We start from the raw sequence: 20443 nt of genomic DNA, 5'->3' as shown, positions 1-20443 counted from the left end.
CTTTAGGAATGAGATGGCTGATAGGTTGTTTGATCAATGCGGTATTATTTACGGCCCTCGCCGGTTATTTTCACGAAAGCTTTCAATTAACCGGTTTTGTGGCTGCGCTAGAAGCGAGCGTATTATTATCGATTTTAAATGTACTGGTCCGGCCGCTGTTAATTTTATTTACCTTGCCGGTTACAGTCCTAACGATGGGACTGTTTCTGTTTGTCATTAATGCCGTTACACTAGAACTAACGGATTATTTGATGGGCACTTCTTTTGAAATCAATGGTTTTGGCATGGCCCTGTTTTTTGCCGTGCTGATGTCGCTTGTTAATGTTATCATTCAAAAAACATTGTTTGAGCCATCCAGAAAGGCTAAAAAATAATCGATTAGGGTGTTCCTTTTTTAAAAAGGGGCACCTTTTTTCAATTTTGTATAACTTACATTTGGTTCTTTTTCAAAAAATGCTAAAATAAGAGGTATGAATTCTTCTTATTTCTACTTTTTTAAAAATACATCCGTTTGAGGAGGAAATCTTCTTGCCAAAAGTTCGTACAAAAGATATTTATGAAAAATTTAATTTAGAATTAATCAGTGGTGAAGAAGGTATTAACCGCCCGATCACCATGAGTGATATATCCCGTCCGGGGATTGAAATGGCCGGTTACTTTGAGTTTTACCCCGCTGAACGGATTCAGCTGTTAGGAAAAACAGAATTATCCTTTTTTAGCGAACTATCTCCGAAAGACCGCGCTTCACGAATGGAACAACTTTGTACAGATGTGACTCCGGCAATCATTGTCACAAGAGGTATTGATGTTCCTAAGGAGCTCATTGAGGCCTCCGAGCGGGAGTCTGTACCTGTGTTAAAGACAAACATGGTCACGACCCGTTTCTCTAGCCGTTTAACCAACTTTTTAGAAAGTAAGCTTGCGCCAACAACCGCTGTTCATGGGGTTTTGGTGGATGTGTATGGGATTGGCGTGTTAATTACAGGAAAAAGCGGCGTTGGTAAAAGTGAAACCGCGCTTGAACTAGTAAAACGCGGGCACCGCCTTGTGGCTGACGATTGCGTTGAAATTCGTCAGGAAGACCAGGACACATTGGTTGGGACCTCACCGGATTTAATTGAACATCTTTTAGAGATCCGTGGTCTTGGAATTATCAATGTGATGACCTTGTTTGGGGCAGGGGCTGTCCGCAGTAATAAGCGGATTACCTTAATCATGAATCTGGAAATTTGGGATGCGAAAAAGCAATATGACCGCCTAGGCTTGGATGAGGAAAAAATGAGGATTATTGATACCGATGTTCCTAAGCTGACGGTTCCAGTTCGTCCAGGACGAAACCTTGCCGTTATCATTGAAGTCGCAGCGATGAATTTCCGGTTAAAACGGATGGGCGTAAATGCTGCGCAGCAATTTACCGACCGCCTGTCAGATGTAATTGAAGAGGGAGACCACGAATAAGGGGAGAAAGAGATGAACGAAACAATAAAGCCATTGAACCCGATCGCCTTTTCACTTGGCCCGATTCAAGTGCATTGGTATGGGATTATTATCGGCTCCGGTCTGGCACTTGCTTTGTATCTGGCGATAAGAGAGGCCAACCGTAGAGGATTACCGAAAGATACATTTGCCGATTTAATGCTTTGGGCGATTCCCATTGCAATTATTTCAGCGCGGATTTACTATGTGGTATTTGAATGGGGTTATTATGCACACCATCCGGCAGACATTCCAAAAATCTGGAATGGCGGAATTGCCATCCATGGAGCGCTAATTGGTTCTGTGATCACCACCATTGTTTTTGCCAGGAAAAGAGGAATTTCTTTCTGGAAAATTGTCGACATTGCTGCTCCTAGCCTCATTTTAGGACAGGCGATTGGCCGCTGGGGAAATTTCATGAACCAGGAGGCCCACGGCCGCGAAGTAACAAGGTCCTTCCTTGAAAATCTGCATTTACCGGATTTTATTATCAACCAAATGTATATTAATGGTACCTATTATCACCCTACGTTCTTATATGAATCCTTATGGGATTTTGCCGGCTTTCTATTATTAATCTTGCTCCGTCGTGTGAATTTCCGCCGGGGAGAACTGTTTTTAACCTATGTTATTTGGTATTCAGTTGGCCGTTTCTTCGTCGAAGGACTAAGAACAGATAGTTTAATGCTCGGAAATCTGCGGATGGCGCAAACCATTTCGATTGCTTTGATTATAGTGGCGGCGGCTATTTTAATTTATCGCCGCACGAAGCGTCTTGACGAGGCCCATTACTTAGATCAAACCAATTAAATTGTTACCACCATAGCAATAAGAGGAAAGGAACCCACCGATGACAAACAAAATTACCACCATCTTATTTGATTTAGATGGAACCTTAATTGATACGAATGAATTAATCATCTCAACTTATCTAAATACGCTCGAAAAATATTTTCCAAGCAAGTATAAACGTGAGGATGTCCTGCCGTTTCTTGGTCCAACACTCCATGAGGCGTTTGGCAGTATGACCCCGGACATGGAACAGGTAGAGGAAATGATTGCTGCTTATCGTGAGTATAATATCTCCAAACATGACGAACTAGTAAAAGAGTTTGCCGGTGTGACAGAAACGATCCAGACTCTGAAGGAGCGAGGCTATAAGTTAGGCGTGGTAACGACAAAGCGAATTGACGTAACGCTGAAAGGTCTGCGGTTGATGAATCTGGAGTCGTTTTTTGAAGTCATTGTGGCCTATGAACATGTAACAAAGACGAAGCCGGATCCAGAACCGATTTTTAACGCCTTGGAGCAGTTGAAGTCCACCCCTTCAGAAACGATGATGGTCGGCGATAATTACCATGATATTTTAGCCGGTAAAAATGCCGGAACGCAAACAGCCGGTGTGGCTTGGTCGATAAAGGGCCGTGACTATGTTGCCAGTTATGAACCAGATTACATGCTCGAGAACATGACGGACCTATTAACCATTCTCGGAGAGTGAGAAGGATGAGAAACACGACCCGCTATCCTGTTGAGGGGGCGAACTCTTTATGGCACGTCTATAAGACCGTGCCATTTTGGAAGGTTGTTAAAAATTTTATTGTCATTCAGCTGGGGAGGTACACACCCTTCTTAGGGATGAAAAATTGGCTATATCGAACTTTTCTAGGGGTTAAGGTGGGGGAGCAGACATCCTTTGCCTTAATGGTGATGCTCGATGTCATGTTTCCCGAAAAAATTAGTGTCGGCCGCAACACCGTGATCGGGTATAATACGACCATTCTCGCCCATGAGTATTTGATAAAAGAATACCGCCTCGGTCCTGTCGAAATTGGGAGTGAAGTGATGATTGGCGCAAATTCCACCATTCTCCCCGGGATCATGATAGGGGATGGGGCCATTGTCTCAGCTGGCACGCTGGTACATAAGGATGTTCCGCCTGGATGCTTCGTAGGCGGAAATCCGATGCGGGTAATTTATACGAAAGAAGAACTAGAAAAACGCTGGGAAGAGGACCCTATCTATAGAAACGTAAAAAAGTCTGGTCATATTTGATCAGACTTTTTTACGTTGTTCAAATACTCTTTACAAAAAAATAGGTAATAGGGCACATTTTTGTTCTTGATTCTGAACGATATAATAGTAATGATTGGAAAACAATAAGATTTAGATAGTAATAGAATATAGCGAAAACCTATAATCTATTAAAAAAAATGACGGAAGATGGAAATATTCCTCGCTAAATGACAATCATTAGCTATCGGCATTTTTTTCTGAATCTTACTAAAGGAGAGTGTTTTCAGAAAGTTAGACAGAACATGGAGGTCTTGGCAAGAAAATTTAATCAAAGGGGATAGGTGAAGAGGCATATGAAAAAGAAAGATACTCGAAGATTTAGTAAATTAGCTGCCACAGCTTTGATACTCAGCACAATTGTTACACCCTCAATACCTTACAAGGTAAAAGCCGCCGAGGCAGGTAGTAATACTGCTACTCTAAGAATTCTAGAAACTACTGATTTACATGATGCAGCAATGGCCTATGATTACTACCAAGATACAGCGGCTGGAATTAACTACGGTTTATCAAAGACGGCGACATTAATTCAGCAGGCAAGAGCAACGGCAGACAACTCTATGTTGTTTGATGCTGGTGACTTACTCCAAGGAAATCCGATGGCAGATTATGTGGCGAAGGTTAATCCTTTGAAAGATGACGAGGTCCATCCAATGTTTAAAGCTATGAGCTTATTAAACTATGATGGCGGAATCGTCGGAAATCATGAATTTAACTATGGCTTAGACTTTTTAGATAAAACCTTAAAACATGCTCCGTATCCAATTGTTAACGCTAATATCTATAAAGATGATCATGACAATGATCCAACAAATGATCAAAATTATTTTACTCCATATAGAATCATACCAAAAAAAATCAAAGACAAAAACGGTGTCGAACAAACAGTCAATGTAGGAATTGTTGGGTTTGCACCGCCGCAAATTCTTCAATGGGATAAAGATAACCTGCAAGGAAAGGTTATTGTCAAGGATATTGTAGAAACAGCTAAAAAGTATGTCAAGGAAATGAAAGAAGTAGGTAAGGACGGGGTTAAGGCTGACGTCGTTGTAGCAATCGCCCACTCCGGCTGTGATGTAACAAATGATGGCCAAGCGGATGCCGAGAATGCCGTATTTTCATTAAGTAAAGTTTCCGGCATTGATGCCCTATTATTCGGACATGCCCACTATGCCTTCCCAGCAGGTAAAGAATTCCACCAAGGCAGCAATCTAGCAAATCCTGATCTAGATGGCCTTAATACTACAAAGGGTACGATTAATGGTACACCTGCAGTAGAAGCAGGTTTCTGGGGTAACAATCTAGGTGTTCTTGACTTGGCATTGGTTCAGGATGCGGATGGAAAATGGACAGCCGATAAAGCTGCTTCAAAATCTGTCGATATGCCAGTAACCGCTGCAACTGCAGTTGATACTGAAATTGTAGATGCTGTTAAAACAGATCACGAAGCAACACTTCAATATGTACGCGGGAAAATTGGCGAAACTAGTACACCAATGTCCAGCTATTTCTCTCGTGTCATGGATGACCCAACCATCCAAATTGTTAACAATGCACAAACAGATTATGTGAAAACCTGGATTAGCAAGAACCGTCCCGACCTAAAAGAGGTACCAATCATCTCAGCAGGTGCACCATTCAAAGCGGGCCGCCAAGGAGCAACGGATTATACAAACATTGCAAAAGGCGATCTTTCCATTAAGAGTGCCAATGACCTTTATTTGTATAACAACACATTAAAAGCAGTGGAATTAACGGGTGCAGAAGTGAAAGAATGGTTAGAAATGTCTGCCTCACAATTCAACAAAATTGATCCTACAAATCCTAATCCACAAGAATTAGTTGATTATGGATTCCAGCCATATAATTTTGATGTGATTGATGGCGTTAAATATCAAGTTGATGTTACACAGCCAGCGAGATACAACTATACAACAGGTGTTGTTTCTAACCCAGATGCACACCGTATCATTAATTTTACCAATATGGATGGGTCTGCAATTGATCCAAATCAAAAATTCATCGTTGCCACGAATAACTACCGTGCAAGCGGCGGCGGAAATTTCCCTGGTACTAAGGGTGGAAATGCAACGGTCGTGGTGGATTCTCCTTTAGAAAACCGCCAGATTTTAATGGATTATATTAAAGACCAAGGCGTTGTAAATCCAGTTGCAGATAATAACTGGAAAATCGCGCCTGTTGGCGGAGTGGCTAAAACATTAACTTTTAAATCTTCACCAGCCGCAAAAGAAGTTCTAGCTTCAACACCTTCTATTAAAGATGTTGGTTCGACTTCTGATGGCTTTGAACAATACGCGCTGAATCAAGATGTTCACGTTCAATTACTAGGAATCAATGACCTTCATGGACAACTAGACTATAAAACTACGGTCGCAGGTAAGCCTGCCGGCGGAATTGAATACTTAGCAGGTTACTTGAAAGAAAGAGAAGCAACCAATCCTTCGAACACCTTAATGGTTCAAGCAGGAGATGCCGTTGGTGCGAGCCGTCCAGTATCAGCGCTATTACAAGATGAGCCGACCATCCGTATTCTAAACGAACTTGGCTTTGATGTGGGTACGATTGGTAACCATGAATTTGATGAAGGCGTAACGGAAATGCTTCGCTTAATTAATGGCGGTGCACATCCAAAGACGGTTGAGAAGTATGGTGCATTTGAAGGTGCTGCCTTCCCATACGTGGCAGCAAACGTAGTAAAAGAAGATACAAACGAACTAATCCTGCCTCCATATGTGGTCAAGGAAGTTGACGGTGTGAAAGTGGGCTTTATCGGTGTGGTTACAACCGAAACACCAAGCATTGTTACCCCAAGTGGTGTAGCGGGTGTTAAATTCACTGACGAAGCAGAAGCGATTAATAAGTATACAGCTGAATTAAAAGCTAAAGGGATAAAAGCAATTGTCGTTCTTGCTCATGATCCTGGAACTTCAGCGACAGACGGCTCTAACCCAACAGGTAAAGTAGTCGATATTGCGAAAGCAGTCGATGATGAGGTGGACGTTATTTTTGGGGCACATGACCATAAATACCTAAACTCAACGGTAGACGGGAAACTGCTAGTTCAATCTTATTCTTATGGAACAGCTTTTTCTGATGTCGATTTAACCATTGATCCATTAACACAAGATATTGTTGAGAAAAAAGCAGAAATTATTACGACGTTCCAAGATGCTGCCCATCTTGATGCAAAAATTAAAGCAGAGATGGATCAATATCAGGCCGATGTAGCTCCGATCACTAATCAAGTAGTTGGGGTAACCGAAGCACCAATTTCTCGTTCAACGAATGAAGCAGGGGAAGCGCCACTTGGTAACTTGATTGCCGATGGTATGAAAGCTGCAACTGGTACTGATTTTGCCTTCATGAATATCGGCGGAATCCGTGATGATATCAAGGATGCGGGTCCGATTACTTGGGGAGAATTATTTGCGATCCAGCCATTCGGCAATGATATCGTCACAGAAAATATTACTGGCGAGCAAGTTAGAACATTACTAAATCAACAGTTTGCAGCGGATCGAAACCGGATCATGCAAATTTCTGGTTTGAAATACACTTGGTCCAATAACTTACCACTAGGACAAAAAGTAATCGATATTTATCTGCCAGATGGATCGAAGATTGATCCTAATGGTACTTATTCCGTAACAGTTAATAACTTCATGGCAGACGGCGGGGATGGATTCGTTGTACTTAAACAGGGAACAAACCGGGTCACAAGGATGACTGACCTTGATGCGTTTGTCGACTATATTAAGTCCTTTAACGGCCAGCCTGTTACAGCTCAAATTGAAGGCAGAATCAAAATAGACAATATTGCTCCTGACGCACCAGTTGTTGATGTAGTAACGGATCAATCTGCAAAAGTTACCGGAAGCACAGAAGAAGGAGCAAAGGTTGAAGTTAAAGCTGATGGCAAAGTGATTGGTACAGCTACTGCAGGTTCCGATGGAACATTTACCGTAAGCATTTCACCATTAAAAGCTGGAACTGAAGTAACTGTAACTGCAACTGATGCCGCAGGGAACAAGAGCGCAGAGACAAAAGTAGTGGTTAAAGACATTACGGCTCCAAAAGCGCCAGAAGTTGGACAAGTCATTGCCCCAGCGAAAAGCGTAACCGGTAAAGCGGAAGCAGGTTCAACCGTAAAAGTATACAATGGAAAAACACTGCTAGGCAGTGCTGCAGCTGATCAAAAAGGAGTTTTTACCATCTCTTTCAAATCAGCTCAGACACATGATACAGTATTAACCTTTACTGCTACAGACGCAGCTGGTAACACAAGTAAAGCAACTTCAGTTAAATTAGTAAAAAGCAATCCGAAATTCCAGTAAGAAGGTAGTGAGCACCCCTGAAATATTTTTCAGGGGTGTTTTTTTACAAAATATCGCAATTTCTGCTGAATCTCGTGAAAATTTGCATAATTTACTGCGTACTGTACCTAAAACTAGTTTAAAATAGAAAGAAACTCAGTTGTTTAGGATTGACGGAGTTCATACAAACAGGTAAACTTTAATTTATTAGCACATTAGCAGACTAAAGGATTTTAAAAATAGTAGCAAATCTGAAGATAAAGGATGAGCAGAATGAGTCGCTTGTTTATGTTTGAAAAGCCGTTGGGAATGCGGGACACACTCCCTGAACTTTATGAAAAGAAGCACCATGTCCGCACCGAGATGGCAAATACCCTGAAACTTTGGGGTTACCAATTTATCGAAACCCCCACACTTGAATACTACGAAACCGTGGGAGCTGCCTCGGCCATCGCAGACCAGCAGTTATTTAAACTGCTCGACAAAGAGGGCCATACAGTCGTATTAAGACCTGATATGACGGCACCAATTGCCCGAGTAGCTGCCTCCAAGCTTTTAAATGAAGATCTTCCTGTGAGATTAGCCTATTCGGCCAATGTATTTCGCGCCCAGCAGCGCGAAGGGGGACGTCCGGCTGAGTTTGAGCAAATCGGCGTTGAATGTCTCAACGAAGAAACGGTTTCCTGTGACGGAGAAGTGATTGCCCTGCTTATTTCTTCTTTGAAAAAAGCGGGACTAGAGCAATTCCAGGTTTCCATCGGACATGTAGGCTTTGCGAACGAGCTGTTTTTTCAAATCCTTGGAACAAATGGCAGAGCCACCACATTACGAAAGTTTTTATTTGAAAAAAATTATGTAGGCTACCGCGAGCATGTCAACTCGCTCCAGCTCTCATCGATCGACAAAAAAAGACTCTTGCAGCTCCTAGAATTACGGGGCGGTGAAGAGGTAATTGGCTTGGCCCTTGATATCATTGAGAATGACAAAGGAAAACAGGCCATCCTTGAACTGAAGGAATTGTGGGATGTCATTAAGGATTATGGTGTGGAAGAATACGTGAAATTTGATTTTACGATTGTCAGCCATATGAGTTATTATTCCGGGATTCTTTTCGAAGCCTATGCTGGGAATGTCGGCTTTCCAATTGGAAATGGCGGCCGCTATAGTTTAATTGAAAAGTTTGGAAAAACAGCAAGTGCAACTGGTTTTGCGATTCGAATGGATACGCTCCTTGAAGCCCTAAGTGGCGGTCAGCTTGAAAATACCACGCACTGCATCTTTTTCAGTCAAGAGCGGCGGAAGGAAGCTTTTGAATTGGCAGCAAATATGCACGAGCAAGGGAAAAAGGCTGTACTCCAAGATATCACCGGTGTAAGAAATCTCGATGCATTTACAAAAAGATTTGCCGAGACAACTTATTTAATTGGAGGTCGCACGAATGAGTAACCTATTAACAATTGCGATGCCAAAAGGTCGGATTTTTATTGAGGCCGTGGAGCTGCTCCGCAAAGCAGGATATAAGCTGCCCCCGGAATTTGATGATTCGCGAAAACTAATCATTGACGTTCCCGAAGAGGGCTTACGATTTATTTTAGCAAAGCCGATGGATGTGGCTACCTATGTCGAGCACGGTGTGGCGGATGTCGGAATTGCCGGGAAAGATGTCTTACTTGAAGAAGAACGCGATGTCTACGAACTTCTTGACCTTAAAATCAGCTACTGCTATTTGGCAGTTGCCGGCCTTCCAGATACAAAAATGAATGACGTTGCTCCTCGAGTGGCCACCAAATATCCGAATGTGGCTGAGGCTTACTTCCGTGAGCAAGGCGAGCAGGTTGAAATTATTAAATTAAACGGCTCGATTGAGCTTGCGCCGATTATCGGTCTATCTGACCGGATCGTTGATATTGTGTCGACCGGCCGGACATTAAAGGAAAATGGACTTGTGGAATATGAACGAATCAAGGATGTCACATCAAGATTCGTCGTCAATCCTGTCAGCTACCGCATCAAGGACCAACAAATTGATGATATGGTGAAACGACTTAGTGAAGTAGTGTAATGGAGGCATAGAAATGAAAATTTTAAAAGTAAATGAGCTGGTTTCGATCAAACGGTCGATTGAAGCTGGAACCTCCGAACAGGTGGAAATTGTAAAAGGCATTATTTCAGAAATCCGCCATCGCGGCGAAGAAGCATTAAGGGAGTTTACGGAAAAATTCGACCGCGTCCAATTAACATCTTTTTCGGTGACCGAAGGTGAAATAGAAGCGGCCTATGCAGAAGTGGATCAGGAGTATATCGAAATCGTCCGCGAAGCAGCGGAGAATATTAAGTCTTTTCATGAAAAGCAGCTCCGCCCGTCCTGGATGACAACCGAAGAAAATGGAACGATTCTTGGTCAAAAAATCACCCCGCTTGATTCGGTTGGCGTCTATGTGCCTGGGGGCACGGCAGCCTATCCTTCATCGGTTTTAATGAATGTGATTCCGGCGAAAGTAGCCGGAGTGAAGCGGATTGTGATGGTATCTCCTCCAGATGAATCAGGGAAACTTCCTGCAGCGGTGTTAGTTGCCGCAAAAGAAGCAGGCGTCAAAGAAATTTTTAAAGTAGGCGGCGCTCAAGCGATTGCTGCGCTTGCTTACGGCACAGAATCGATTGCTCCTGTTGATAAAATTACCGGACCTGGAAATATCTTTGTCGCACTAGCCAAACGTGAAGTGTTTGGTGATGTCGATATTGATATGATCGCCGGTCCTAGTGAGATTGCGGTGTTAGCAGACGATTCAGCCCGTGCGGATGAAGTGGCGGCTGATTTGTTATCACAAGCTGAGCACGATCCGCGCGCCTGCAGTGTTCTTGTCACACCTTCGCTTGCGTTAGCAGAAGCAGTTTCTGCGGAAGTGGAAAAACAGCTTGCTGTACTGCCACGCAAGGATATCGCTTCTCGTGCCATCGCCGATTATGGTGCCATTTATGTAACGACTGATCTAGATGAAGCGGTGGAAACAGTTAACCAATTAGCCCCAGAACATCTTGAAGTGATAACGGAAAACGCGATGGAGCTGCTTGGAAAAATTCGTCATGCAGGCGCCATTTTTATCGGCCGCTATAGCTCTGAGCCCGTGGGCGATTATTTTGCCGGACCGAATCATGTTCTGCCAACAAATGGAACGGCACGGTTCTCGAGCCCGTTGAATGTCGATGATTTTCAGAAGAAGTCTAGTGTGATTGTATATAGTGAGAAGGCCTTGAAGGAGAACGGAGCAAAAATTGCTGCCTTCGCCCGGATGGAAGGCCTTGAGGCCCACGCTCGTGCGGTTGAGACTAGGTTGAAGAACGATAAATAAATCGCTCATTGGCTCAAAATTGAAAGGACTGTCCTTAATAGGATTGAAGAGGACAGGATAAGTGGGAAAATCAAAGGAATTGTCCTTATGAGGTGTTCATAGGCTGTCCAATAGAGTCCGTCTAAAGGACAAATCCCAAAGAAAACTTCCGGTTTTTGTCCAATAGAATCCGTCTAAAGGACAAAACCTGAAGAAGACCGCCGGTTTTTGTCCAATAGAGTCCGTCTAAAGGACAAAACCTGAAGAAGACCGCGGGTTTTTGTCCAATAGAATCCGTCTAAAGGACAAAACCTGCAGAAGACCGCGGGTTTTTGTCCAATAGAATCCGTCTAAAGGACAAATCCTGAAGAAGACTTCCGGTTTTTGTCCAATAGAGTACGTCTAAAGGACAAATCCCGAAGAAGTCCGCCGAGTACTGTCTAATAGAATCCGTCTAAAGGACAAATCACGAAGTAAACCACCGGGTAATGTCCAATAGAGATCGTCTAATGGACAAATGGTGTAGTAGATAGCTGACAAAAAAAGGGAGAAACCCAAAGTAACAGTCCTCATTAGAATTATAAGGACAAACTTACAGAAAAACACAAGGCATGATCTTAAACCCCCTACACCAACTATAAATAGAGTAAAAAGGAGCACCTCAAAATGGAAAGAACAGCAAGTATTGAACGAATTACTGGTGAAACACAAATTAAACTAGCGTTTGATATTGATGGAGAAGGCAGGTCCAACCTCGAAACCGGCGTCCCGTTTATGGACCACATGCTCGATCTATTTACCAAACACGGCCAGTTTAATTTAACGGTCGATGCCAAAGGCGATATCGAGGTCGACGACCATCATACTACAGAGGATATCGGTATCTGTTTAGGCCAAGCCCTTCGTGAAGCTTTAGGCGACAAACGCGGCATCAAGCGTTACGGAAATGCATTCGTGCCAATGGACGAGGCGCTCGCACAGGTAGTAGTTGACCTTAGCAACCGCCCGCACCTCGAAATGCGCGCCGAATTCCCTAGTCAAAAAGTGGGAACCTTTGATACCGAGCTTGTCCATGAATTCCTCTGGAAACTAGCCCTAGAAGCCCGGATGAACCTTCATGTTATTGTCCATTATGGACAAAACACTCACCATATGATTGAAGCTGTCTTTAAAGCACTAGCAAGAGCATTAGACGAAGCAACCACCATCGACCCACGCATCAAAGGCGTGCCATCGACCAAAGGAATGCTCTAAAATCAACCATAGAAAGCGACCGATAAGGAAGGTGACAGAAATGATTGGAATCGTAGATTACGGAATGGGAAACCTTTTCAGCGTCAGTAAAGCCCTTGAACGGCTAGGCGCTGACTATTTTATCTCCGCAGATAAAACCGAGTTACTGAATGCCGATGCATTAATTCTTCCGGGAGTCGGTTCCTTCCGTGATGCGATGGAACGATTGCAGGTAGAGACCATAAAAGAATTTGCCGAAACCGGCAAGCCGCTTTTAGGCATCTGCCTCGGCATGCAGCTACTTTTTGAAGAAAGTGAAGAAAACGGTCCTACCAAGGGATTAGGCCTACTGCCAGGCAAGGTCCGCCGTTTCCCTGGAACCACACCAGCAGACGAAACCTACAAGGTCCCGCATATGGGCTGGAACCGGCTTGAATTTGTGAAAGACTCGCCATTGTTAACGGGTCTAAACGAAGACTATGTTTATTTCGTACACTCCTATTTTGTTGATGCCGACCGTAACGATGCACTGTTAGCCAAAGCTGACTACCATGAACAAGTATCCGCAGTAGTAGGACGAGATAATATTTATGGCATGCAATTTCACCCGGAAAAAAGCAGCAAACTGGGGATGGCTCTTTTAGATAACTTTTTAAAAATGGCTGCGGAAAGGGAGGCGGTTCGATGAGTTTAACCATTTATCCAGCAATCGATATGCGGGGCGGAAAATGTGTCCGTCTCCTTCAAGGGGACTACGATAAAGAAACGATTTATGGAGATTCTCCTTTCGATATGGCAAAAAGTTTTGCAGAAGCAGGGGCCGAGTGGATTCATATGGTTGACCTTGATGGGGCAAAAGACGGTAAGCGTGTGAACGACCGTTTTGTCATTGAAGCCGCGCAAAACCTCAATGCCAAGGTTCAAATTGGCGGCGGAATCCGCTCAGAAGAAGATATCGTTCACTATCTTGAAAATGGCGTCGACCGCGTCATTATTGGCAGTATTGCCATTTCCAAACCGGAGTTTGCGATCGAAATGATTGCAAAGTATGGAGCAAAAATTGCGGTGGGCATTGATGCAAAAAATGGTTATGTTGCGACACATGGCTGGCTTGATACCTCTTCCGTCAAGGCGGTCGAGCTTGGCAAACGATTTGCCGATGCAGGCGCCGAAACATTTATTTTTACCGATATTGCTACCGATGGTACCTTAGCGGGCCCGAATATTAAGGCGGTTTGTGAACTAGCAGAAGTAACGGGCAAAAATGTCATTGCCTCCGGCGGTGTCAGCAGTCTTGACGACTTGCAGGCGATTGCGAAGAAAGGGATCCGAGGAGCGATTGTAGGAAAGGCCCTGTATGAAAATCGCTTTACCCTTACGGAAGCATTGGAGGTGGGAGTAAAGTGACGTTAACGAAACGAATTATTCCTTGTCTTGATGTAAAAGATGGCCGGGTTGTAAAAGGGATTCAATTTGTTCAGCTTCGTGACGCCGGTGATCCGGTTGAACTAGCCCGATTTTATGATGAGCAAGGCGCGGATGAATTGGTATTCCTTGATATTTCCGCATCTGTTGAGGGCCGGAAAACAATGGTCGAGGTTGTTAAAGCGGTAGCATCCGAGCTTGCGATTCCGTTCACCGTTGGCGGCGGCATCAATGCCTTAGAGGATATGAAAAGAATTCTTCGCGCCGGTGCCGACAAAGTGTCGCTGAACACTGCAGCAGTCTTAAATCCTGACCTAATCAGGGAAGGTGCCAGTTACTTTGGCTCGCAATGTATAGTTGTTGCAATTGATGCAAAATACGATCCGGAAATGGGGACTTGGCGTGTCTACACCCATGGCGGCCGAACACCAACAGAGAAAAAAGTAGTTGAGTGGGCGGTTGAAGCAGCCGAGCTTGGTGCAGGGGAAATTCTCCTTACAAGCATGGATAGTGACGGTGAGAAAAATGGTTTTGACCTGGAGTTGACCAAAGCGGTTAGTGAAGCTGTCACCATTCCTGTTATTGCTTCAGGCGGGGCAGGCAATGCCGACCATTTTGCTGAAGCCTTTTTAAACGGAAAGGCCGATGCTGGGCTTGCTGCCTCTATTTTTCATTACAAGGAAACATCAGTTGATGAGGTTAAAAGCTTTTTAAGGGAAAAAGGAGTGAGCATACGATGAACGTGAAATTTGATGAAAAGGGGCTTGTCCCCGCCATTATCCAAGATGCTGATACAAAAGAAGTGTTAACTCTTGCCTATATGAACGAAGAATCTTTACAAAAAACAATCGAAACGAATGAAACTTGGTTTTATAGTCGTTCCCGCCAGGAGTTGTGGCATAAAGGAGCAACCAGCGGTAATACCCAGACGGTTGCCAGCATTAACTATGACTGCGACCAGGATGCTTTATTAGTACAAGTTTATCCGAAGGGCCCAGCCTGCCACACCGGAGCCGTCAGCTGTTTTTCTGAACGGGTTGTGGACCGTGAGGCCAATTTAGCAGATTATCAGATTTTACAATCTTTAGAAAAAGTCATCTTAGAACGTGAAAAACAGCGTCCAGAAGGTGCCTATACCACTTACTTGTTTGAAAAAGGCGTCGATAAAATTTTGAAAAAGGTTGGCGAAGAAGCAGCGGAAGTCATTATTGCGGCAAAAAACCGTGATCATGAAGAACTTCGTTGGGAAGCAGCCGATTTGCTTTATCACCTTCAAGTTTTATTGGTGGAACAAGAGCTGCCATTTAAAGAAGTGCTGCGAACATTAGAAGAAAGACACAAAGACCGGTCCTAATAGGGCTCGGTTTTTTTTTGCGTGAAAAATCAATATTCCCTTCCCCATGAATCAACATTTGGTCATAAATTACAATTTATCCACTTCATATAATTTTGTCTAAAAAATATTGATGAAGTTTTGGGTAAATGATGATAATATATTTATATATATGGAAAATAAATGATCCATAGGGGGGTGAGACGAATTGATTAAAGAAAAGCGTATCAAAAAAATTCATGACTATGTAATTAAGCAAAAGTCTGCATCATTAGATGACTTGGTTTCGGTCTTTGATGTATCGAAAAACACCATTAGGCGTGATATTCAAACACTGGTAGAACGGGGGGACTTGAAAAAAGTTTATGGCGGTGTATCCGTTATTCATAAGAAACTCGAGTGCATTCAAGACCGAAAAGCACGAAACCAAAACCAAAAAGCATCGATTGTAGAAAAAGCATCCAGCTATGTGGACGATGGGGATGTGGTCTTCATTGATTCAGGAACGACAACCATTGAAATGATTGAATATATTAAGGACAAGAGTTTGACCATTTTTACCAATAGTATTGAATTTATTATCCGTGCACTTCCATTTACAAATTTAACCGTTATCTCTACCGGCGGGTTACTTGATCGAAAAACCGATTCGTTTGGAAGCCCGCTTTATATAGACTTACTAAGTAACTACAATATAAAGAAAGCCTTTATGGCATCTACCGGTATCTCACTCTCTAACGGGGTAACGAATGCATCGCCATTAGAAAGTGAATTAAAAAAGGCGATCGTTAAAAGAAGTTCAGAGGTTTTTTTATTAGTGGACCACGATAAATTTGATAAATATGGGTTAATGACCTATTGTAATTTAGATGAAATTGATTACCTAGTTACTGATAAATCCCCAAATACAACTTACAGAGAATATGCTAAAAAAAATTCTATCCGGCTTGTGATTTCTAAATAAATGCATGATTCGTTTAAGAATAAAATAAAAATATTTCATCCTTTTTATAAAAAATAATGAAGTTCTGGTTATTTGTTGGTACTATGGAGATAGAATAGATATAACGTAAGCGATAACAATAGCATAGGGTGAAATCGAAATGATAAAGGATAAACGCATCAAAAAAATACATGATTATGTGATCGAACATCAATCTGCCTCATTAGATGAACTAGTAGAAGTTTTTGATGTATCTAAAAATACGATTAGACGTGATGTTCAGGATTTAGTTGACCGGGGAGATCTCAAAAAAGTCTATGGTGGTGTATCGGTCGTTCATAAAAAACTTGAACCTTTTCAAGATAGACAAATACGTAATCAAGAACAAAAGGCATTAATTTCAGAAAAGGCAGCTAGCTTTGTAGAGGATGGGGATTTTATCTTCATCGATTCGGGCACCACTACAATTGAAATGTTTGATTTTCTAAAGGAGAAAAACCTGACCATTTTTACGAATAGTATCGACTTTATCGTTCGTGCCCTTCCGTTTGAGAATCTCAATGTGATCTCTGTAGGAGGGATGCTTGACCGTAAAACCAATTCCTTTGTTAATCCAAGAAATATGGAGTTATTTAAAGATTATAATATTAAAAAGGCCTTTATGGCTTCTACGGGTATTTCATTGGTAAACGGAGTAACGAACGCTTCTCCTTTGGAAAGTGAATTAAAAAAGACCATTGTTAATCGCAGCTCGGAGGTCTATCTATTGATAGACCACGATAAATTCGGCCGATATGGATTAATGACCTATTGTAGTCTAAATGAGCTTGATTTTTTAATTACGGATAAACTTCCGGATGAAACTTACCAAGAATACGCTAGGAATAACCAAATTCAGCTTGTTATCGCTGACTAGCGGATTTTTACTAAAACCCTTCTTTTTGGCTATTTCCATTTTAGAAGGGTTTTTTTGTTTAATTGATAAAAATATATTGATTATTGGCACTGTTCGTATTAATATGTACTTATAAATAACCAAAAGTTAACCAACATATAATAAAAAGTTGGATATTTTAAGTTGATTAACTTGAAAGCTTTGGCCTACTAAAGAAGGGGGAAATTAGCATGCGTTTAGCATACGATCCGTCACATTATCGTGACAATACGAATCTTAAAGAAACAATTGATACAGTTGCTAGATTAGGATATGAATGGGTAGAGTTATCACCGCGTAAAGATTTTATATGGTTCTACGAATATCCAAAGGTTGATAGGCAATTGATAAAGGACTTAAAAAGATATTGTTCCGACGCTGGTGTTCGAATCTCTTCTGTCCTTCCTGTTCAACAATGGTCTTCACCAGATGAACAAGAACGCCAAGCTGCCGTAAGAAATTGGAAACGCTGTATTGAAATCACTTCTGATTTAGGAGTCGATTTAATGAACAGTGAATTCGCTGGTGACAAAAGCCGTCCAGTGGAAAGTGAAGCTGCTTTTGTAAAGTCAATGGAAGAGCTAATGCCTATTTTTGAAAAAGAGGGAATTAATTTAAATCTACAATCCCATCCAAATGATTTTATCGAGTTAAACACAGAAGCCATCCGAATGATTCGTGCCTTCGATAAAGATTGGATCAAATTAGTTTATTCTGTCCCGCATGCTTTCTTTTATGATGATGGAATCGGCGATGTTGCCCAACATCTAGAGGAAGCGGGAGATTTACTTGCCCATGTTTTAATTGCTGATACTCTTAATCATAAAGCAGCCTTTGGATTAAGATATATTATTAATCCTCCTAATGCAAATGTCACAATCCACCAGCACTTGAATCCTGGTGAAGGGGAAATAAATTTTGATGCTTTATACCGGAAATTAAGAGAAATGAAGTTTGATGGAATTGTAACAAATTCAGTGTTTGCTTACCCTGATAGACCAGAGTGGTCCAATGAAGTTACGTTGAAATCCATTAGAGAGGGTCTACATATTTAAAAGTCTATTTATATTAGAAGTCTTTTCTCAATCTTTGAGGAGAGACTTTTTTTATAGGATGGGCGAAAGTGGTTGACTGAGAGGCGAGAATTCATTATGATATAATCATAATATAACCAAAAGCTAATCAATAGTTTATATTAAGTTACTAAATGTTATATGAGAAATGGGAGGAGATTAGATGCCGTTAGTTAGATTTGATTTACTAGAGGGACGAGATAAGGATGCTATCAAACAATTATTAGATGCCGCGCATCGAGCTGTTGTAAAGGCTTTTGGAGTGCCGGAACGGGATCGTTACCAAATTGTCACTCAGCACCCTGCCCATGAATTAATCATCGAAGATACTGGATTAGGATTTGAAAGAAGCCGAAATCTAGTTGTTGTCAGTATCACAAGTACCCAAAGAAGTGACAAACAAAAGAAGGATTTTTATAAGCTCTTAAAAAAGGAGCTAGTAGAATCCTGTGATATAGAGCCAAAGGACATTATGGTTTCAATCGTTACAAACGGGGCAGCTGACTGGAGCTTTGGTTTTGGAGAAGCACAGTTTTTAACTGGAGAGTTGTAATCATATATGCATTCAATTAATAGTTAGTTTTCATCTAAAAAGTAATAAAAAACGGTTGACTGAAAGCGGTTTTAGTATTAATATGTAATCAAAGATAACCAAAAGATAACCAACATGTGATAAACAAATGAATAAGTTTATTGGTTTCCTATACTAATAGATGGTCATTTTAACACTTGTACCAAAATACAATGAAGTTATTATTAAAGGAGGAAGAAAAAATGTCTAACGTAGCTGTAAAAGTTAAAACTCTAAAAAATTACATAAATGGTGAATGGGTCGATAGTAAAACGACACAGTTTGAAGATGTCTATGATCCAGCTAAAAAGGAAATTATTGCAAAGGTTCCACTTTCAACAAAAGAAGAGCTTGATTATGCAGTAGAAATGGCAGCAAAAGCATTCGAAAGCTGGAAAAAGGTACCTGTGACAAAACGTGCGAAGGTCCTATTTAAATTCCAACAATTATTAGAAAAGAATAAACAAGAATTGGCTCGTATTATCACGATCGAAAATGGTAAAAACCTTTCTGAAGCACTAGGTGAGGTAGGACGTGGAATTGAAAATGTGGAATTTGCATCAGGCGCACCTACACTAATGATGGGAGATTCACTTTCAACGATTGCAACAGATGTTGAGGTTACAAATTATCGTTATCCAATCGGGGTTGTTGGCGGCATTACACCATTTAACTTCCCAATGATGGTACCATGCTGGATGTTCCCAACCGCCATTGCCGTTGGAAATACATTCGTTCTTAAACCATCTGAAAGAACTCCATTATTAGCTAATAGATTAGCAGAACTATTAGAAGAAGCTGGTCTTCCTAAAGGCGTATTTAATGTGGTTCATGGTGCACATGATGTAGTAAATGGACTGTTAGACCATCCAGAAGTAAAAGCTATTTCATTCGTAGGTTCAAAGCCAGTTGGAGAATATGTTTATAAGCGCGGAAGCCAAAACCTAAAACGTGTTCAAGCCCTAACAGGTGCTAAAAACCACTCCATCGTTTTAAATGATGCAGATTTAGAACTTGCCACAACAAACGTTATTGCTTCAGCGTTTGGTTCGGCTGGCGAACGTTGCATGGCTTGTGCCGTTGTAACCGTGGAAGAAGGAATTGCAGATGAGTTTCTTGAGAAATTAGTCGAGAAATCAAAAGCAGTCAAAATCGGACATGGCCTTGAAGAGGGAGTATTCTTAGGACCAGTTATTCGCGAACAAAATCAGCAGCGTACATTAGGATATATCCAAACAGGTATTGATGAAGGTGCTAAACTAGTATGTGATGGCCGTGAAAATGCTCCTGAAGAAGGATATTTTGTTGGACCAACTATTTTCGACGATGTGACAACTGATATGACGATCTGGAAAGATGAAATTTTCGCACCAGTACTTTCCATCGTTCGTGTGAAAAATCTAAAAGAAGCGGTTGAAACCGCAAATAAATCAGAATTTGCAAACGGCGCATGTATCTATACTTCAAATGCATCTTCCATACGTTACTTCCGTGAGAATATTGATGCAGGAATGCTTGGTATTAACTTAGGTGTTCCAGCACCAATCGCTTTCTTCCCATTCTCAGGATGGAAATCTTCCTTCTTTGGAACATTACCTGCGAACGGAAAAGACGGCGTAGAATTCTACACACATAAAAAAGTGGTTACAGCAAATTATAAAACACCTTCATTCGAATAAATATCAGCATCAAAAAGGCTATTATCCTGTCTCTTGC

19 protein-coding genes are annotated in these 20443 nt (G+C 41.7%); all 19 read left to right on the top strand.

What is annotated here, in order from left to right; all coding sequences use genetic code 11:
• The first annotated feature begins 8 nt into the window (after positions 1-8).
• Positions 9-374: a phage holin family protein gene (locus tag L1999_RS25675; RefSeq protein ID WP_235741107.1), complete on the top strand. Its 366-nt coding sequence runs from the start codon at positions 9-11 to the stop codon at positions 372-374.
• 154 nt (positions 375-528) lie between these two features.
• On the top strand, positions 529-1458 hold the full coding sequence (hprK, locus tag L1999_RS25670) for an HPr(Ser) kinase/phosphatase (protein ID WP_215044996.1): 930 nt from the start codon (positions 529-531) through the stop codon (positions 1456-1458).
• 12 nt (positions 1459-1470) lie between these two features.
• Positions 1471-2286: a prolipoprotein diacylglyceryl transferase gene (lgt, locus tag L1999_RS25665; protein WP_235741106.1), complete on the top strand. Its 816-nt coding sequence runs from the start codon at positions 1471-1473 to the stop codon at positions 2284-2286.
• Positions 2287-2326: 40 nt separating this feature from the next.
• Positions 2327-2977, top strand: coding sequence for a pyrophosphatase PpaX (gene ppaX, locus L1999_RS25660; RefSeq protein WP_235741105.1), 651 nt, complete (start codon positions 2327-2329; stop codon positions 2975-2977).
• A gap of 5 nt (positions 2978-2982) precedes the next feature.
• The gene (locus L1999_RS25655; protein ID WP_235741104.1) at positions 2983-3531 is read left to right on the top strand and encodes an acyltransferase; all 549 of its coding nucleotides are present in this window, start codon (positions 2983-2985) and stop codon (positions 3529-3531) included.
• 314 nt (positions 3532-3845) lie between these two features.
• Positions 3846-7907, top strand: coding sequence for a bifunctional 2',3'-cyclic-nucleotide 2'-phosphodiesterase/3'-nucleotidase (locus tag L1999_RS25650; RefSeq protein WP_235741103.1), 4062 nt, complete (start codon positions 3846-3848; stop codon positions 7905-7907).
• Positions 7908-8159: 252 nt separating this feature from the next.
• Positions 8160-9332: an ATP phosphoribosyltransferase regulatory subunit gene (locus L1999_RS25645; protein ID WP_235741102.1), complete on the top strand. Its 1173-nt coding sequence runs from the start codon at positions 8160-8162 to the stop codon at positions 9330-9332.
• Positions 9325-9948, top strand: coding sequence for an ATP phosphoribosyltransferase (gene hisG, locus L1999_RS25640; protein WP_215045008.1), 624 nt, complete (start codon positions 9325-9327; stop codon positions 9946-9948). The genes L1999_RS25645 and hisG overlap by 8 nt, the downstream gene beginning before the upstream one ends.
• A gap of 13 nt (positions 9949-9961) precedes the next feature.
• The gene (gene hisD / locus L1999_RS25635) at positions 9962-11236 is read left to right on the top strand and encodes a histidinol dehydrogenase (RefSeq protein ID WP_235741101.1); all 1275 of its coding nucleotides are present in this window, start codon (positions 9962-9964) and stop codon (positions 11234-11236) included.
• 645 nt (positions 11237-11881) lie between these two features.
• Positions 11882-12469 (top strand): imidazoleglycerol-phosphate dehydratase HisB, encoded by a 588-nt coding sequence (gene hisB / locus L1999_RS25630; protein ID WP_215045012.1) that lies wholly within the window; start codon positions 11882-11884, stop codon positions 12467-12469.
• Positions 12470-12509: 40 nt separating this feature from the next.
• Positions 12510-13136 carry an imidazole glycerol phosphate synthase subunit HisH gene (gene hisH / locus L1999_RS25625; RefSeq protein ID WP_235741100.1) on the top strand — a complete coding sequence of 209 codons (627 nt, stop codon included), beginning with the start codon at positions 12510-12512 and terminating at the stop codon, positions 13134-13136.
• Entirely contained in the window at positions 13133-13855 is a 723-nt protein-coding gene (gene hisA, locus L1999_RS25620) for a 1-(5-phosphoribosyl)-5-[(5-phosphoribosylamino)methylideneamino]imidazole-4-carboxamide isomerase (protein WP_235741099.1), read from the top strand. The genes hisH and hisA overlap by 4 nt, the downstream gene beginning before the upstream one ends.
• A complete protein-coding gene (hisF, locus tag L1999_RS25615; RefSeq protein ID WP_235741098.1) occupies positions 13852-14613 on the top strand; it encodes an imidazole glycerol phosphate synthase subunit HisF in 762 nt (253 codons plus the stop codon). Before hisA ends, hisF begins: the two co-directional genes overlap by 4 nt.
• Positions 14610-15227, top strand: a complete 618-nt coding sequence (gene hisIE, locus L1999_RS25610; protein ID WP_215045020.1) for a bifunctional phosphoribosyl-AMP cyclohydrolase/phosphoribosyl-ATP diphosphatase HisIE — start codon at positions 14610-14612, stop codon at positions 15225-15227. Before hisF ends, hisIE begins: the two co-directional genes overlap by 4 nt.
• Positions 15228-15414: 187 nt before the next feature.
• Positions 15415-16170, top strand: coding sequence for a DeoR/GlpR family DNA-binding transcription regulator (locus tag L1999_RS25605; RefSeq protein ID WP_235741097.1), 756 nt, complete (start codon positions 15415-15417; stop codon positions 16168-16170).
• A gap of 139 nt (positions 16171-16309) precedes the next feature.
• Positions 16310-17065, top strand: coding sequence for a DeoR/GlpR family DNA-binding transcription regulator (locus L1999_RS25600; RefSeq protein WP_215045024.1), 756 nt, complete (start codon positions 16310-16312; stop codon positions 17063-17065).
• A 209-nt stretch (positions 17066-17274) separates the two neighbouring features.
• Positions 17275-18138, top strand: a complete 864-nt coding sequence (locus tag L1999_RS25595) for a sugar phosphate isomerase/epimerase family protein (protein ID WP_235741096.1) — start codon at positions 17275-17277, stop codon at positions 18136-18138.
• Between the two features lie 181 nt (positions 18139-18319).
• Positions 18320-18709 (top strand): tautomerase family protein, encoded by a 390-nt coding sequence (locus tag L1999_RS25590; RefSeq protein ID WP_235741095.1) that lies wholly within the window; start codon positions 18320-18322, stop codon positions 18707-18709.
• Positions 18710-18930: 221 nt separating this feature from the next.
• Positions 18931-20406, top strand: a complete 1476-nt coding sequence (locus L1999_RS25585; RefSeq protein ID WP_235741094.1) for a CoA-acylating methylmalonate-semialdehyde dehydrogenase — start codon at positions 18931-18933, stop codon at positions 20404-20406.
• The last annotated feature ends 37 nt before the right edge of the window (positions 20407-20443 follow it).

Origin of the sequence: Neobacillus drentensis (assembly GCF_021560175.1) — a bacterium.
GTDB classification, from domain to species: domain Bacteria; phylum Bacillota; class Bacilli; order Bacillales; family Cytobacillaceae; genus Neobacillus; species Neobacillus drentensis_A.
The sequence above is the reverse complement of the archived record's forward strand: the minus strand, read 5'-3'. Positions and strand labels throughout refer to the sequence as shown.

Coding starts and splice junctions, on each gene's coding strand:
- L1999_RS25675 (WP_235741107.1), top strand. CDS start 9: ATGAGATGGCTGATAGGTTGTTTGATCAATGCGGTATTATTTACGGCC.
- lgt (WP_235741106.1), top strand. CDS start 1,471: ATGAACGAAACAATAAAGCCATTGAACCCGATCGCCTTTTCACTTGGC.
- ppaX (WP_235741105.1), top strand. CDS start 2,327: ATGACAAACAAAATTACCACCATCTTATTTGATTTAGATGGAACCTTA.
- L1999_RS25655 (WP_235741104.1), top strand. CDS start 2,983: ATGAGAAACACGACCCGCTATCCTGTTGAGGGGGCGAACTCTTTATGG.
- L1999_RS25650 (WP_235741103.1), top strand. CDS start 3,846: ATGAAAAAGAAAGATACTCGAAGATTTAGTAAATTAGCTGCCACAGCT.
- L1999_RS25645 (WP_235741102.1), top strand. CDS start 8,160: ATGAGTCGCTTGTTTATGTTTGAAAAGCCGTTGGGAATGCGGGACACA.
- hisG (WP_215045008.1), top strand. CDS start 9,325: ATGAGTAACCTATTAACAATTGCGATGCCAAAAGGTCGGATTTTTATT.
- hisD (WP_235741101.1), top strand. CDS start 9,962: ATGAAAATTTTAAAAGTAAATGAGCTGGTTTCGATCAAACGGTCGATT.
- hisB (WP_215045012.1), top strand. CDS start 11,882: ATGGAAAGAACAGCAAGTATTGAACGAATTACTGGTGAAACACAAATT.
- hisH (WP_235741100.1), top strand. CDS start 12,510: ATGATTGGAATCGTAGATTACGGAATGGGAAACCTTTTCAGCGTCAGT.
- hisA (WP_235741099.1), top strand. CDS start 13,133: ATGAGTTTAACCATTTATCCAGCAATCGATATGCGGGGCGGAAAATGT.
- hisIE (WP_215045020.1), top strand. CDS start 14,610: ATGAACGTGAAATTTGATGAAAAGGGGCTTGTCCCCGCCATTATCCAA.
- L1999_RS25600 (WP_215045024.1), top strand. CDS start 16,310: ATGATAAAGGATAAACGCATCAAAAAAATACATGATTATGTGATCGAA.
- L1999_RS25595 (WP_235741096.1), top strand. CDS start 17,275: ATGCGTTTAGCATACGATCCGTCACATTATCGTGACAATACGAATCTT.
- L1999_RS25590 (WP_235741095.1), top strand. CDS start 18,320: ATGCCGTTAGTTAGATTTGATTTACTAGAGGGACGAGATAAGGATGCT.
- L1999_RS25585 (WP_235741094.1), top strand. CDS start 18,931: ATGTCTAACGTAGCTGTAAAAGTTAAAACTCTAAAAAATTACATAAAT.